Consider the following 15898-nt stretch of genomic DNA (forward strand, 5'->3'; position numbering starts at 1 on the left):
AACACCCGGCATCGACGAACGCTTTCCGTGCACGAGCGCGTCGGCTGGCCTACAGTCGTTCCAGTTGCGCGCATCGCGCTGTCCTCAAGCAAGGGAGCTTCCGTATGTCTACCGCCACCGCCCCGGTGAACACTCACCGTCGAGCGCTCAAATCAGGATTCGCCGCAGCCGTCGGCACCACGATCGAATGGTACGACTTCTACGTCTACGCCACGGCTGCCGCGATCGTCTTCCCCGTCGTGTTCTTCCCGGAGCTCGATCGGGGTCTCGGCACGCTCGCCTCGTTCGGCACGTACGCGGTCGCGTACTTCGCCCGCCCGCTCGGCGGCATCATTTTCGGCCACATCGGCGACAAGCTGGGCCGCAAACCGGCGCTGACGATCACGCTGCTGCTCATGGGCATCGCGACGACGCTCGTCGGCGCACTCCCGACGTATGACACGATCGGCATCTGGGGCCCGATCCTGCTCATCGTGCTCCGCATCGCGCAGGGCCTCGCGGTCGGCGGCGAATGGGGCGGTGCGAGCCTCATGGCGGTCGAGAGCGCACCCCCGAAGTTCAAGACCTTCTACGGCGGCTTCACGCAGATCGGCAACCCGCTCGGCGCGCTCATGTCGACCGGCGCATTCTGGATCCTCGCCCTCATGGGCGACGACGTGCTCCTCACCTGGGGCTGGCGCATCCCGTTCCTGTTCAGCATCGTGCTCATCGGCGTCGGCTTCTGGGTGCGCTACCGCGTCGAGGAGACGCCGGTCTTCGAGGCGAAGATCGAGGGTCACGAGCAGTCGACCCCGATTCTCTTCGCACTGAAGAACAACTGGTGGCCCATGCTGCTCGGCTTCGGCATCATCGCGATGGCTTCGGGCGGATACGTGCTGGCGACCACATTCGTGCAGAGCTACGCCACGAGCCCCGAGATCGGCCTGGACGCCGACATCATCCTCGGAGCGATGACCGTTGCCGCGTTCGTCGAGACGCTCGTCACGCTGCCGCTCGCCCTGCTCGGTGACAAGATCGGTGCGAAGACGATCATGATCCTCGGCTCCGGACTGTCGCTCGTCACGGTGATTCCGCTCGTGCTCTTCATCGACGCGCACAACGTCGCGATGATCTACCTCTTCGTCTCGGTACTGCGACTCACGCTCAGCGGCGCCTGGGCTCCCCTCTCGACACTGATGGCTCAGATGTTCCGGCCGCAGGCCCGCTACACGTCGATGTCGCTCTCCTACGGCATCGGCGCCGCAGTCTGGGGCGGTCTGTCGCCCGCGATCGCCACCGGCCTGCTCGTAGCGACTGGCAACTTCTGGTCGGTCATCGCGTTCTTCGGACTGCTCGCACTGCTCGCGATTCTCGGCACGGTGTTCGCGCCGCAGCACTCCGACACGGCTCCGGCGACGGGCTCGCTCAAGGCGCGCCTCGATACCACCGCCGTTTCCACTTCCGGCCGCTCAGCAGCCCGGAAATAACCACCACCTCACTCAAGGAGCAGCACCGTGCGACAGCTCGCCACCTACGACGCCCGCGACTCGATCCCCACGATCGTGACCGCGAAGCGCATCCTCACCGTCGACGCCGAAACCCCGGAGGCCGAGGCGTTCCTCAGCGCCGGCGGGCGAATTCTCGCCGTGGGGAGCGCAGCCGACGTCGAGGCGGCGGCTGTCGCCGCAGGGCTGACGCCCGAGCGGGCGGAGTACCCCGAGGCCACGATCATTCCCGGATTCATCGATCCGCACGCGCACCCGCTCATGTACGGCCAGATGCTCACCTGGATCGACATCTCGCCGGCTCAGGCCGGATCGATCCCTGAGATCGTCGCCCGCATGCGCGAGGGCGCCGAGAAGCTGCCTGCCGGAACGCCCATCCGCGGCTACGGGTACGAGCAGCGCAATCTCGTGGAGCGCCGCCACCCGACCCGTCAGGAGCTCGACGAGATCGCGACGGATCGCGAGGTGTACATCATGAACGCCTCCGGTCACGGCGGTGTCGTGAACACGTTCACCTTCGAGAAGTTCGGCATCACCCGCGATACGCCGAACCCCGAGGGCGGCGAGTTCTTCCGGGATGCTGATGGCGAGCTCACGGGCGAGCTGTCGGATGCCGCGTGCAACGTGCTGACCGGGCTGCACGGCGTGAAGATCGGGCATCACGGGCCGAACTTCCACCTGGGCGACGAGCCAGCGGAGCACCAGCGCCAGCTCGACCTGGTGCAGCGCGAGTTCTTGCGCGGGGGAGTGACGGCGATCGGCGATGCGCAGGTGTCGAAGCGCGAGTTCGCGGCGTACCTCGAAGCCGCGGATCGCGGTGCGCTCGACATGCGCGTCTCGATGTACTTCCTCTCACACCTGCTCGATCAGGTGCTCGACCTCGGGCTCACCGGCCCGTTCGGCAACCCGTTCCTCTCGGCGACGGGCATCAAGCTCTACGCCGACGGAACGCTGGGCGGGTGGACGGCGTACTTCCCGGAAGGATACGTCGGTGATCCCTGCCGCACCGGTCAGCTCTACCACGAGCCGCGCGAGTACACGGAGCTCGTGAGCAAGGCGCACGCCGCCGGTCTGCAGACTGCGACGCACGCCCAGTCGCCCACCGCGATCAAGCTCGTCGTCGACGCGATCGAGCAGGCGCTCGGCGAGCGCCCCGACGCCGACGCGAGGCACCGCATCGAGCACTGCGGCCTGCCGACGCCGGAGGAGATCACCCGCATGGCCGAGCTCGGCATCCGCCCCGTCAACCAGACCCAGCACTACTACAACTGGGGCGAGGGCGTGGAACAGGCCATCGGCACGCCCGGTGAGCGCTTCAACCCGCTCGGCGAGTTCGTCGCCGCCGGTGTGCCCGTCACCATCTCTTCGGATGCGCCCGTCGCCGAGCCGCGTCCGCTCGAGGCGATCCAAGCCGCGGTGACGCGCATCACGCGTCGTGGCGCGCAGCTCGGACCGGATTCCCTGCGGATCAGCCCGGAGGCCGCCCTCCGCGGCCACACCCTCGAGGGAGCGATCACGCTCGGCCGCGAGAGCGAGCTCGGCTCGATCACCGTCGGCAAGCGCGCTGACTTCGTCGTACTCGGAGCCGATCCGCTCGAGGTCGCGGGGAGCGACATCGCGGCGATCACGGTGCACGAGACCTGGGTCGACGGCAGCCGCCGCTTCGCGGCAGACGAGGCGCGCTGATGAGCGGCGTCACCACGACCGAGACCCGACGCACCACCGGCTGGGTGGTCATCGAAACTCTCCGCGGCTACGGCGTCGACACCGTCTTCGGCATTCCCGGCACGCACAACCTCGAGCTCTACCGGCCGCTCAGCGCGCTCGGGATCCGCCCGGTCACTACCCGCCACGAGCAGGGCGCGGGTTACGCGGCTGACGGCTGGTCGTTGCAGACCGGCTTGCCGGGTGTCGTCATCACGACGAGCGGCCCCGGGCTGCTCAACGCCCTCTCGGCCGCTGGCACCGCCTACTGCGAGTCGCGTCCGATGATCATCGTGTCGCCAGGGCCCGCGCGCGGCGCCGAGTTCGCCGATGTCGGCACGCTCCACGAGACGAAGGATCAGCTCTCCGCCGCCTCCGCCATCGTCGAGTGGGGTCGCCGCGTGCAGTCCGCGGATGAAGCCGTCGCGGCGGTGCACGACGCGTTCGAGCTCTTCGCCACGAAGCGACCTCGGCCGGTGTACATCGAGATCCCGCTCGACCTGCTCGAAGAGGTCGCCGATATCCCAGCCGCAGCCCTCGCGCCGCGCACCTTCTCGCCGGTGAACACTCCCGATGCGGAGCGCGTCGCCGCTGCCGCGCGGCTGCTCGCTGAGGCAGGTGAGCCGGTGATCCTCGCGGGTGGCGGCTCCCGAGGGGCCTCCGAAGAGCTGCGCGCCCTCGCCGAGCGGCTGTCCGCACCGGTCGTCACGACGTTGAACGCCAAGGGAGTGCTTGACGAGCACCATCCGCTCGCTATCGGGTCGAGTCTGCGGCTCGCTGCGGCCCGTTCACGCGCGCAGCAGGCTGACGTGCTGCTCGTCGTCGGTTCGAAGCTCGGCGAGGCCGAGCTCTGGGTGGACCGCCTCGAAGCGCAGGGCGCCGTGATCCGCATCGACCTGCTGGATTCTCAGATCGAGAAGAATCAGAGCGCCGAGGTCGGCATCGTCGCGGACGCATCGCAGGCGCTCGCCGCGATCCTCACCGCGCTCGAAGCCCATCCAGCCGATGCGGCTGCCGCGATCGCCCGCCGCGAGCGGGCCGAGGCGTCGGTCGCGGAGACGCGCGAGCTCGTACGCGCCGAATCGGCCGACCTCTCGGCCGCGAACACGGCGCTTGCGGAGAGCATCGCCGAGGCGCTGCCCGAGCGGGCGATCGTGGCCACCGACTCGTCGCAGATCGCCTACTGGGGGCTGCTGAACACGCTGCGCGTCTCCGAGCCGAACTCGACGCCGTACATGGCGACCTACGCGACGCTCGGGTACGGCCTGCCGGCGGCGCTCGGCGCGCGCATCGCTGCGCCGGAACGGCCGGCATTCGTGGTGACCGGTGATGGTGCGCTCATGTTCTCCATGCAGGAGTTCATCACCGTGATCGAGCAGCGCCTCGATGTCACGGTCATCGTCGTCGACAACGGTGGGTACGCGGAGATCAAGCAGAACGAAGTGGACGCTGGCATCGCCCCGGTCGGCGTCGATCTCGTGCAGCCCGACTGGGTGGCAGTGGCTGCGGCCTTCGGCGGCGCCGGGCACCGTGCGACGAACGGCGCGGAGCTCGCGACGGCCGTCGACGCTGCGGTCGCGGGTGGCGGTCTGCAACTGATCCACATCGATCAGGCGACCTTCGCACTCGACGCGGAAGAGGTGCAGCGATGACGACGAACACACGGAGCGCGCCCCCCGTCGCCGTCTACACCGACGCCGACGACTCCGACATCACGCCGGGGGTGAAGCTGCTCGAAGCCGCGGGCTACACCGTCCGAGTGCTCGGCACCCGCGATGCCGCGGAGATCATCGCGGGGGCGCGCGACGCCGAGGTGCTCCTGCCCGGGTACGCGAGCGTCACGCGCGAGATCATCGAGGCGCTGCCGAACCTGCGGGTGATCGCACTCATGTCGATGGGCTTCGACTACGTCGACATCGACGCCGCGACGGAGCGAGGCGTGTGGGTGACGAACGTTCCCGGCGCCGCGACCGAGGAGGTGGCGACGCACGCGCTGGCGATCCTGCTCCACGCCGTTCGCCAACTGCCCTTCTACCTCGACTCCGCCACTCCGCGCGACTGGAACTCTCGCGCCGCGGTCGCACCGGCACGTCTCAGCGAGACGACGCTGGGGCTCGTGGGGCTCGGAAAGATCGGTCGCGAACTCGCGAGGCTCGCGGGCCCGCTGTTCGGGCGCGTGCTGGGGTACGACCCGTTGCTCCCGGACACCGCCGAGGTGCGTGCCGATCTGGAGCGTCTCGGGGTCACGCGCACCGACCTCGACGAGGTGCGGCGATCCTCGCACGTGCTCTCGCTGCACCTGCCGCTCACACCTGAGACGGAGCGCATGGTCGACGCCGAGTTCATCGGCGAGATGCCGCGGGGCGCTGTACTGGTGAACGTGTCGCGAGGCGCGCTCATCGACGAACCCGCGCTCGCCGCAGCGCTCGACGCCGGGCAGCTCTCGGCAGCGGCGCTCGACGTGCTCTCGGAAGAGCCGCCGAGCGATGGGCACCCGCTCGTCGGGCGCCGCGACGTCGTGCTCACACCGCACATCGCGTACTTCTCGGCGCGCACCGAGATCGAGTATGTCCGCATCCAAGCGCAGAACGGGGCGTCGTTCGCCGAGAACGGAGTACCCGACTCACCCGTCAACCGGCCGGCTGAGCACGCAGTGCGCGCGCTCGCCGCAGCAGAAAGGACACCGCGATCGTGACCGAACTCACCGCAGCGGCCAAGCGCACCGCCCAGGCCTGGATCGATGAGCACCTGCAGCAGCTCACCGAGTGGCACACCCATATCTGGGAGCTCGCGGAGCCCGCATGGCGCGAGTACCGCTCGCAGCAGTGGTACGTCGAACGGCTCCGCGCCGAGGGCTTCACCGTGGAGGACGGCTCGGCAGGCATGCCCACCGCATTCAGCGCCCGCTGGTCGAACGGAAACGGCCCGACGCTCCTCACCTACGCCGAGTACGACGCCGTGCCGGGCAACAGCCAGGCCGCTGCGACGACGGAGGCGCCGCGAGACGGCCTCTCGCGGTTCGCGCCAGGGCACACCGACCCGCACTCCGTACTCGGCATTTCGACACTCGCAGGAGTGCTCGCGACGCAGCACGCGATGCGTCAGCACGATATCGCCGGCACCCTGCACTACACGGGTGAGCCCGCGGAGAAGATGCACGGGTCGAAGGTCGTGCACGGATTGCGCGGGTACTACGACGACGCCGACGCGATCGTCTCCTTCCACCCCTTCTACATGCTGCCGCTGTGCAACACGGCTCGCTGGGACACCCAGTGCGGCGCGTACTACAGCAAGGTGTACAGCTTCATCTGCGACCACCCCGAGCAGTGGCAGCTGTCGAGCGCCGATCCGAACTCGCCCATCCCGGCGTCGCACTCGGCCGCACGCGCCCCCGGCGCGAACCTGTCGCTCATGCAGATGTACTCTGCATCGCGGAGCATGCTCGACGCGATGCTGCCCGCGACGGGTGGATGGAGCTTCTCCGATGCGATCCTGACCGATGGCCAGGCCACCGCCGACAACCTGCCCCAGCGCGTCGCTCGCGTGCAGTTCTCGTGGCGCACGCCCGACATCGAGATGGCCGAGCACATTCTGCAGGTGCTCGACCGCAACGCTGCGGCAGCGGCCTCGATGGGGCACTGCGAACTCGAAGAGCGCTGGATCGCCCGCAGCCGCCCCGGCCGCACGAATCACGCGATGGCAACGGTGCTCTTCGACAACCTGTCAGAGGTGGGGGCGCCGAGCTACGGACCGGAAGCGGTCGCTGTGGCGCAGGAGGTGCAGCGTTCGCTCGGGCTGGAGCCGAGCGAACGGCCCTTCCTCGCCGAGACCGAGCAGCTCATCACGCCCCAGGAGGCGGAACGCGGGCTGCGCGAGCACATGCCAGCCTGGCAGCGCAACTGGACGAGCGACGACTACGTCGAGATGAGTCACTACGCGCCGCTCGTGCGCTTCTACGTGTCGCGCCCCGCGCTGCAATCCGTTCCGGGCGCCGGACCGTACCCTTCGTGGGTGATGAACGCACTCGGGGGGATCCCGGAGACGATCGCCCCCACGATCGTGACCGCCGGGAAGACCGTCGCCGGCACCTTCCTCGACTTGCTCACGAAGCCGGAGGTGCTCGCCGAGGCGCGACGGGAATTCGCGGAGCGCACGGCCGCCGATCCGGTGCCGCCGCTCCTGCCTGCGGACTTCGAGCCGCCGATCGACCTGCCCTGGCCCGACTACCGCACCGATCTGTCGGGATCGCACGAGCACCGGCACTGGTAGGGGCGGTGCGGGCGAGCGGTCAGTGAGGTGCATTATTCGCGCCTGAAGTGCACCTTACTGACCGCTCACGCGTTCTAGCTCCCGCCGCGACACGCCAGAGATACCGCGATCGCGGGCTCGATTTGCGCCGCAGTGGAGAACCCCCGTAAGATTTCATCTCGGTAGCAAGCGAGAAATCGCTTCGGCCCCATCGTTTAGCGGCCTAGGACACCGCCCTTTCACGGCGGCAGCACGGGTTCGAATCCCGTTGGGGTCACTCTTACCGAAACACAATTGAATAGCAACACATTATGGCCCTGTAGCGCAGTTGGTTAGCGCGCCGCCCTGTCACGGCGGAGGTCGCGGGTTCAAGTCCCGTCAGGGTCGCTGGATGAAGAGCCCTTCCTCGGAAGGGCTTCTTCGTCTCCGGCGGTCGCCTAAGGTGAGTGCCTGGCTCTGTAGCTCAGTTGGTAGAGCGTTCGACTGAAAATCGAGAGGTCACGGGATCGACGCCCGTCGGAGCCACTGAACCCTCGCGTGGCTTCTACACGCGGGGGTTCTTATTTTTCCGGCTGCGCGAAGAGCGTCGTCGACGCGCGCCGCTCTACACGATCGTCACGAAACGGCTGACCGCGTCGACCAGCATGCCGGCGAGACCGGCCTCCTGCTGCATTCCGGTGCGGAGGTCCATCACCCTGTCGGGGTGGTCGCTGATGATCCCGTCCACGCCGCGTCGCAGCAGTTCGCGCATGCCCGGCTCGTCGTTCACAGTCCACACCATGAAGGCGAGGCCGGCCTGGTCGGCAGAGTGCTGCAACTGCTCAGTGGCGCTCCATTCCTCGGGGACGATGAAGTCGGCAGGAGTTTCGGGCGCCGCGACGGCCGCGAAGGCCATCGTGTAGCCGACCGCGAGGTCGGGGCGCAGCCGCTTCAACCGGTCGACGCTCACCGGGTCGAGTGAGTGATAGATATTGCTCTCGAGTGCGTCGAGCTGCTCGAGCTCGTCGACGAGGCGCTCCACGTGATCGGGTGTTTCCGCTCCTCCGAGCTTGATCTCGATGAGGAGAGGCATGCCGAGCTGCTTCGCTAGGGTGACGTAGTCGGCGAAGGCCGGAATACGGTCTTCATGCCCGTGCGCGTCATGCACCGTGATGGCTGTGAGCTCGTCGAACGTGAGGTCTTTCACGGCGTCGGGCCGCCCGGCGAGGCGCCCGAGCGTTGCGTCGTGCATGGCGACGAATCGACCGTCCTTCGTCTGCATGACGTCCATCTCCACGAGGTCGGCGCCAGCGGCGTGCGCAGCCTCGAGGCCGCTGATCGTGTTCTCGACGCCGCCGTCTGAGAAGCCCCGGTGCGCCAGTGCGAGGGTGGCGGGGGCGTTCGAGAGCCGCTGGAGCGTATCGACCGCCGAGGTTCCGAACCCGATCGTCGCGAGGATCGCGAGTGCGATGACGGCGAGGGCGGGGCGACGCGATGTGCGGGGCGCGCCGTCCGGACGAAGCGGGGTGCTCGCTGCCGCCGCGGTCGGCAGTGCGAGGGCGTGCACGAGCGGAGGGAACTCCGGGGTGCTGGCCGCGACGGATCGCACCTTCGCGATGAGGATCCCGCCGACCGCTGCCGTCACCACGCCGTTGAGGAGGATGCCGAGCACCTGTGCGGCGCCCAGCGAGTAGGCCGCGATCACGTGCGAGGCGGCGGGAGCGATCGCATCCGAGAGGAGGATCGGCAGTACCGAGATGAGGGTGAGCGCGGTCGCACCGAAGCCTCCCAGCACGAGCACCGCGGTGATCGCGAGCACGAGCGGCAACCACGTGCGGAACCCTCGGGTCAGACGCCAGCTCCAGCGCGCGGCGCGGCGCCCCTGCGTCATCACGAAGATCGGCACGGTGAGAGCGAGACGAAGGTTGAGCCATGCGAGTACGAGAAGAAACACGGCGAGTGCGATGGCGCTCGATGTGCTCTTGAGCAGCTCGCCCGAGATGAACGACGGTATGGCGATGCCACGCGTGAGTGCGGAGGTGAACCCGAATCCGCTCAGCGGCAGCAGCAGGAAGAGATAGAGCACCAGCGAGAGCGAACCGGGGCGCAGCAGCTTGCGGGCGACACGACCCAGTTCACGGGCGAGATCGCGCAGGCCGATGCTCGGTCGTTGCAGCATCACCAGCAGCGCGGTGAACTGCAGCGAGATCAGCCAGAACGCGAGGGTGACGATCACGAGGATGAGTGCGAGCGTCAGCGTGAAGCCGCGCTGGGGGCCGAGCGCCCCGAGGTCGAGGCCGGTCATACCGCCCGCGCGCAGCGCCTCCCGGAAGAGCCATCCGAGCACGGGAATGGCGACGCCCAGGATGATGAGCTGCGAGGCGAGAATCAGGCCGAGAAGTCGGGAGTTCCCCGCACGAACGAGCGCCCACGCCTCGCGAAGGAGGGCGGTGGTCGTGCGCCATACGCCCAATTTCGACGGAGTCTGAATCTGCATGTTGCCAGTGTAAGGAGGCATGGGCGGGTGGGATCGTACTTCAGAGGCCGGCGACTGGCGAGTCTTCGCCAGTCGCCGAGAACGGGCCCGACTGCTCTCTACGATCGTGAAGTTGGAACTCATGCCGAGAGTAGGAGAACTGTGAAAACGGTGCAGGGACGATTCAGCAGGAGCATGGCGCGTTGGATGGCCATTGCGGTGTGCGGGGTGCTCGTCGTATCGGCCGCCGCGACGGGGAGTGCAGATCCCGCGCAGGCGGCCGACGGGACGGGCGACGGGAAGAACGTCATGATCGCTGTCGCGCATGACGGGTTCTCGACGCACGGGGCGAGCGCGGTGCACATCGAGACCAGCACGAAGTACCCGGGTACCGTCCGCTTCGTCCGCGCCAGCGATGGGCTGTGTCTCGCCACGAAGGGCGGCACCGATAAGCACAAGTCGACCAAGGTGCAGTGGACGGGGTGCAACGGTCATTCGAGCAAGAACTGGGTGGTCGAGCCGATGCATGCGAGCACCAACGACGTTGCGCTGCACGATGCCGACGATGACACCGTCGCTGCGGTCAACATCGCGAAGGCCAGTGAGCAGCCTAGATTCATCGTTCGCAGCTACCGATACCCCTCACATTGTCTGTACAGCTCGAAAGCGGGGTTGAACGGGGGCGCCAGCGGCACCACTCCCGATTGCGACGCGACGAGCACGGCGCTCGGCTCGATGTCGGGCCTTCACCCCGCGTCGACCATGCACTTCGCGATCGTGAACGACAACAGCGCGAAAGACGAGTGGGAGTTTCTGCGCAGGAAGATGCATGTCGGAGCAATCGCCATGTACGAACGCGGAGCCCAGGGAATGTTCCGCGGCGAGAACCTCTGGGTCAAACCGATGAGCACCGATGGAGAGTATGTCGGACTCGAGCGCAAGGCCGCAGCGGGTGGTTTCTTTGCCCCGGGCGCCGTTGAGATCGATCCCGTGAAGGAGGGCGCAGTAGTCTCTCGAACCTCCTCCGTCGACGGCTGCTACGAGGGGAGCTGGTGGTGGGGAATCGACAATACGCGCGGGTTGACTCCGCTCGACCAGCAGGTGACGTCGGGACAGCAGAAGACCGACGAATTCGGCTGGTCCGCCGGCCTCGAGGTCGGCCATGAGGCTGAAGGATCGATCCTCTTCCTCAAGGGGAAGTTCTCCGTGAAAGTGAGTGGCAGCATCAATAAGAGCTGGAGCACCGCTCGGACCAACTCCCAAAGCATCAATATGTCAGTGCCGCCGGGCATGTGGGGTATGGCCGTCGCGACCACCCCCTCGGTGAGCACGCTGGGCAACTGGATGACCGGCACGGAGTTGGATCGGCCGTGGAAGTTCAACGGAATGTCGACCGTCGCCCTGAAGAACAACCGGGGCGAACCGAGTGGAACCGTGCTCGCGCACATCGACTCGCACGAACGGAAATCGTGTCGCGCGAGCGCAGAAACGTCGATGCCCGCCGGTGTGACCCCGACGATCGACCTGCCGGAGGGACGTCTCGCCCCGCACGTCGGAGACACCCTGACCGCCGTGGCGCCGTTCATCGATCCGCAGAGCGGCATTCCGCTCGACATCAAGTACCAGTGGTACGCCGACGACCGGCCGATCTCTGGTCAGACGCTCAGCACGCTGCAGGTGACAAGCGGCATGGTCGGGAAGAAGTTGCAGTTCCGCACCTACGAGAGCGGCGGAAGCATGCGCCTCGAGAGCCAGACGCTGGAATCGGAGCAGAGCGCGCCGGTCTTGACCGACGACCTCGCAGCTGCCGGCGAGACGCTCGAGCTCCCCGAAGCGATTCACGGCAGGAGTTACGAAGTCTCGCTTGCGAATGCCCTGGGCGTGAGCGGGCGCGTCGAGGTGAACCCGGCGTCGCTGCCCCGTGGTCTCACGTTTGATCCGGACACTGGAATCCTTGCGGGAGTGGCTGCGGAACCCGGCATCTTCACATTCCCGCTCTCTGACGAGCACGGAGCCGCAGTTGGTCTGACGCTGCACGTCGACCCTGCGCCAACGCGCTTTTCGATGGACTTCGGTGCTACGGTCGAAACCGGAACTCCGCTCGAGATCCCCCTGGTCGATGAGCGAGGATCGGACGCCAGCTACCGTGTCGAGACGTTCGGAGCGGACGGCTCTGGAGTGGCTCTGCCTGATGGCGTTCGTATCGGACTCGATGGTTCGGGCGCTCCTCTCCTCACCGGTACGCCCGCGTCCGCGACCGTCGTCGTCGTTCGCATCACCGAAGTGAGCCCGCACCACGCTGCTGGCGACGCTCGAGTCACCTCGCATGACTTTAGGCTCCAGGTGGTTCCCGCGAGTTCATCTGGTCAGGGTGAGCCGGTCGCGCCCTCGACCGCGCCCGGCATCGTCATCGAGCGCATCCTGGAGAGTGATGAAGCGACCGAGATCCGCCCGGGCAGCCGCGTCTCGTGGCAGGCGACCGCCACCGACGCCGACGAGCTGAGCGCGAGCGTGCACCGAGTGGGGGATCCCACTGCGCTCCCGTGGGCCGACGCTGTCCGAACGCTCAGCTCGGAGATCGAGATCGATGCGGTGCCCGTCGAACCCGGGCACTACGTGCTGAACGTCGCAGCCGCGAATTCGGTGGGCAGTTCGACTGAGGAGGTGCGCTTTTCCGTGCTGGATGAGCCTGCTGATGGTTCGGGAGGCAGCGCCGATAGCGGCGCGGAGGACGCGCCGAGCGGTACGGGCGGAGTGGACTCCTCTCCAGCCGCTTCCCACGCGAATGATTCGAGCACGACGACACCGGAGTTGTCGCACACCGGCGGCGGCGGGGGAGGGATCCTCTTCGGTCTCGGTGGAGTGCTCGCCGCGGCAGGGATCCTCCTCCTTCACCGCAACCGCAGAGCAGCACGGGCGGTCGACGCGGAGTGAATGGAATATGGATGGGCGGGGGCAGCGCCTCGCCCATCCATGTTCGGCCTCTGTGCTATCTTCTGAACGTGGACTCTCTTGATGCGGAACGCATAGAACTCCACAAAGACTACGTGAGGGTATGCGAGGCGGGGTTGCGGCGTCGGCCCACCGATCCCGTTCTGCTCAGCAGCGTCGAGCGTCTCGTCGAAGCGCAACTCGCCTTCTACGAGGGTGATTACCTGACGTTGCAGCGGCCGGCTTACGGTGTCGAAGCGTTCCCCCCTGAGGAACTCAGCCTGCTCGAGAACTCTTACGTCGAATGGCTGCACGCTGAGCAGTTGAGTACCGGCGAACAGGTGCTCTACGGGCACAGCGGGTTCTGGCAGCACTGGTGGAACCTGCTGCACGAGCAGACTGAACACCCGCTCTGCATGGACGTCGTACTGCCCGACGTTCCAGAAGTGCACCGACGAAACTGGACTCTCGATGTTCGAGCGGACCTACTGCGCGGCGTCACGGAGGCGGGTGCATTGCGGCTTCGCGTGCTAATTCCGCCCGGCGAACCGGAAGGCGGGCTCGCCGAGCTTGCCGCGCTCATCGAACGAAGCGGTTTCGAAGTTCGGGTGCGATCCTCTCCGTTCCTCTTCGCCGTGTACCGGGGTACAGCCGCGGTGATCTCCGAACGCGAGAATCAGCACGATGAGGCTTACTTCTTGACGCGACGCCCGTCGATCGTGGCGCCACTCCAACAGGTGTTCGATGATCACTGGCGCTCGGCTATCCCGTGGACGTCGTACACGAGGGGCGCTTCCGACGTGCTTGAACTCATGTCGCTCGGCTGGACGGATCTGAGAATCGCGGAGTCTCTCGGGCTCTCCATGCGCACTGTGAGCAGGCGAATCGCCGACGCGATGGCCGCGGCCGGAGTGTCGTCGCGCTTCGAACTCGGCGTCAGATACGCGCAGTCGCGCGGCTGAGGAGACTCGTGCGCGCCGGGGTGACTTGCGGTTCGGCGAACGCGGAAGTGTCGCCCCTCCCTGCACAATCAGAGGGAGGGACGACGCGTCGGTGACTCGCAAGTGCATGGGGTACACGGTTCAGCGGGAACGACAGACCTGAGTGTGCACGCACTCCAGAAATACTGGAACCCCCTTGATTTTACCGAGAAGCAGAAGCGCCAAGGCAAGGCCGGGCAGGCGATCGGCGGGGAACCCTACGATGGGCACATGACCGCACTGATCTGGTTCCGCGATGATCTGCGACTTGCCGACCACGCAGCGTTGTCGGCGGGCGCCGCCGATCCGGACGGTGCGGTTGCGCTCTACGTCCTCGATGAGGAATCAGTGGAGACACGGGCCCTCGGCGGTGCCGCGAAGTGGTGGTTGCACGAGTCGCTCTCCCGACTCGCCGAGGCTCTGCAGGGGCACGGAGTGCCGCTCGTGCTGCGGCGCGGGGCTGCGGAGCAGGTGGTGCTCGACGTCGCGGCTGAAACGGGCGCCGATCACGTGTATTGGAATCGGCGCTACGGCGCCGAGCGGCACATCGACGCGCGCATCAAGGAGCGGCTGCGGGATAGCGGTATCGATGCGCACTCGTTCATCGGCGGGCTCCTCTTCGAGCCCTGGACGATCGAGACGCAGACGGGCGGCCACTATCGCGTGTACTCGCCGTTCTGGCGGGCGTGCCTCTCGATGCCCGAACCGTCGAAGCCTCTCCCGATCCCCGAAGAGCTGCGCGGTGCCGATATCTCACTGCCGAGTGACTCACTCGACGACTGGCAGCTGCAGCCGACTCACCCAGATTGGGCTACAGGGATCGCCGAGCGCTGGCAGCCGGGGGAGCAGCAGGCCTTGCAGCAGCTCGAGCGCTTCCTCTCCGGTCCGACGAACGCGTACGCAAGTCGCCGCGACTTCCCGGCGGAGGACGTCTGCTCGGGGCTCTCCCCGTACCTGCGCTGGGGTGAGATCAGCCCGCGTACGGTGTGGCACCGGTCGCTCGCTTCGGGCGCCGACGTCGGTACGTTCCTCTCGGAACTCGGGTGGCGCGAGTTCGCCTGGCACACGACCTTCCACAATCCGCCGCTGCATCTGCACGGACTCAATCCGCAGTTCGACCGCTTCCCATGGAAGGAGCCGGACGCCGACCAGTTGCAGGCGTGGGAGCAAGGGAAGACAGGATACGGCCTCGTCGACGCGGGAATGCGCGAGCTCTGGCACACCGGCTACATGCACAATCGGGTGCGCATGGTCACCGCGTCGTTCTTGACGAAGAACCTGCTCACGGACTGGAGGATCGGCGAAGCCTGGTTCTGGGACACACTGGTCGATGCCGATACGGCGAGCAACCCGTTCAACTGGCAGTGGGTGGCCGGGTGCGGAGCCGACGCCGCACCCTATTTCCGCATCTTCAACCCGGCGACCCAGCAGAAGAAGTTCGATCCCGACGGACACTATGTCAACCTGTGGGCGAACGACAGTGTGCTGTTCCCCGAGATCGTCGACCTCCGCGCGACCCGCGCGCGTGCCCTCGCCGCGTACGACCGAGCGCGTCACAGTGACGTAGAACCCGACTGAAGGAGCGAACATGTCTGCGCGCACCCCGGCGATGTCGCCGTCCGAGGTTTCGGTCGCTTCCGTGCTCGACCGCGTGACCGGTGCGCGTCGCGCGGAGGCCGATGAGTTGCTCGCCCTGCACCAGGAGGTAAGCGGTGAGACGCCCGTCGTCTGGGCGAATCGCATCATCGGCTTCGGCGAGCAGCGCTACGAGTACGAGAGCGGGCACTCGGGAACGATGCCGGTCCTCGCCTTCGCCTCCGGCGCGACGAAGCACACGCTCTACCTCGTCAGCGACTTCGCCGAACGGTGGCCCGAAGCGCTCGAGGCGCTCGGGCCGCATCGGGCGAGCAAGGCGTGCTTGTACATCACCCGACTCTCGAAGGTGGATCGAACGGTGCTGCGCGAGCTGCTCGAGTTGAGCCGCGCCGAGACGCTCGCTTCCTAGCCCCTCGCGATCCTGCATCGTGGCGACGAGGATCGCGCGTCGCTCCTGAGGGGCACCTGGGCGTGCGCTGTGCAGCTCGAGCGTATGCAGC

The 15898-nt window shown here is 67.1% G+C and carries 10 protein-coding genes and 3 tRNA genes; 12 read left to right on the top strand and 1 reads right to left on the bottom strand.

Translation table 11 applies throughout. The annotated features are described in order from the left end of the window. Positions 1 to 104: 104 nt before the first annotated feature. The 8 genes from WFH23_RS01055 to WFH23_RS01090 all read left to right on the top strand — a co-directional run bounded on the left by WFH23_RS01055 (position 105) and on the right by WFH23_RS01090 (position 7961). The gene (locus WFH23_RS01055; protein WP_200329878.1) at positions 105 to 1466 is read left to right on the top strand and encodes an MFS transporter; all 1362 of its coding nucleotides are present in this window, start codon (positions 105 to 107) and stop codon (positions 1464 to 1466) included. 27 nt (positions 1467 to 1493) lie between these two features. Continuing rightward, complete coding sequence (locus tag WFH23_RS01060; protein WP_336661318.1) at positions 1494 to 3170, top strand: amidohydrolase; 1677 nt, start codon at positions 1494 to 1496, stop codon at positions 3168 to 3170. Beyond that, a complete protein-coding gene (locus tag WFH23_RS01065) occupies positions 3170 to 4840 on the top strand; it encodes a thiamine pyrophosphate-dependent enzyme (RefSeq protein ID WP_336661320.1) in 1671 nt (556 codons plus the stop codon). Before WFH23_RS01060 ends, WFH23_RS01065 begins: the two co-directional genes overlap by 1 nt. Beyond that, the gene (locus tag WFH23_RS01070) at positions 4837 to 5883 is read left to right on the top strand and encodes a C-terminal binding protein (RefSeq protein ID WP_336661322.1); all 1047 of its coding nucleotides are present in this window, start codon (positions 4837 to 4839) and stop codon (positions 5881 to 5883) included. Before WFH23_RS01065 ends, WFH23_RS01070 begins: the two co-directional genes overlap by 4 nt. Beyond that, entirely contained in the window at positions 5880 to 7457 is a 1578-nt protein-coding gene (locus WFH23_RS01075) for an amidohydrolase (RefSeq protein WP_336661323.1), read from the top strand. The genes WFH23_RS01070 and WFH23_RS01075 overlap by 4 nt, the downstream gene beginning before the upstream one ends. A gap of 183 nt (positions 7458 to 7640) precedes the next feature. Continuing rightward, positions 7641 to 7713: transfer RNA gene (locus tag WFH23_RS01080), tRNA-Glu, on the top strand. 36 nt (positions 7714 to 7749) lie between these two features. Then, positions 7750 to 7823, top strand: a tRNA-Asp gene (locus tag WFH23_RS01085). A gap of 65 nt (positions 7824 to 7888) precedes the next feature. Further along, positions 7889 to 7961: transfer RNA gene (locus tag WFH23_RS01090), tRNA-Phe, on the top strand. A 79-nt stretch (positions 7962 to 8040) separates the two neighbouring features. Here WFH23_RS01090 and WFH23_RS01095 read toward each other — a convergent pair. Further along, on the bottom strand, positions 8041 to 9912 hold the full coding sequence (locus WFH23_RS01095) for a glycerophosphodiester phosphodiesterase family protein (protein WP_336661325.1): 1872 nt from the start codon (positions 9910 to 9912) through the stop codon (positions 8041 to 8043). Positions 9913 to 10086: 174 nt separating this feature from the next. Here WFH23_RS01095 and WFH23_RS01100 point away from each other — a divergent pair, with 174 nt between their 5' ends. The 4 genes from WFH23_RS01100 (at position 10087) to WFH23_RS01115 (ending at position 15807) form a co-directional block, all read left to right on the top strand. Next, positions 10087 to 12825, top strand: a complete 2739-nt coding sequence (locus tag WFH23_RS01100; RefSeq protein WP_336661327.1) for a putative Ig domain-containing protein — start codon at positions 10087 to 10089, stop codon at positions 12823 to 12825. Positions 12826 to 12938: 113 nt separating this feature from the next. After that, positions 12939 to 13784: a helix-turn-helix transcriptional regulator gene (locus WFH23_RS01105; protein ID WP_336661329.1), complete on the top strand. Its 846-nt coding sequence runs from the start codon at positions 12939 to 12941 to the stop codon at positions 13782 to 13784. 249 nt (positions 13785 to 14033) lie between these two features. Beyond that, positions 14034 to 15380: a cryptochrome/photolyase family protein gene (locus WFH23_RS01110; protein WP_090147017.1), complete on the top strand. Its 1347-nt coding sequence runs from the start codon at positions 14034 to 14036 to the stop codon at positions 15378 to 15380. Positions 15381 to 15390: 10 nt separating this feature from the next. Then, entirely contained in the window at positions 15391 to 15807 is a 417-nt protein-coding gene (locus WFH23_RS01115; protein ID WP_336661332.1) for a DUF1801 domain-containing protein, read from the top strand. Positions 15808 to 15898 lie beyond the last annotated feature (91 nt).

It is taken from the genome of Leucobacter sp. USHLN154, from assembly GCF_037145595.1.
Taxonomy (GTDB): Bacteria; Actinomycetota; Actinomycetes; order Actinomycetales; family Microbacteriaceae; genus Leucobacter; species Leucobacter alluvii.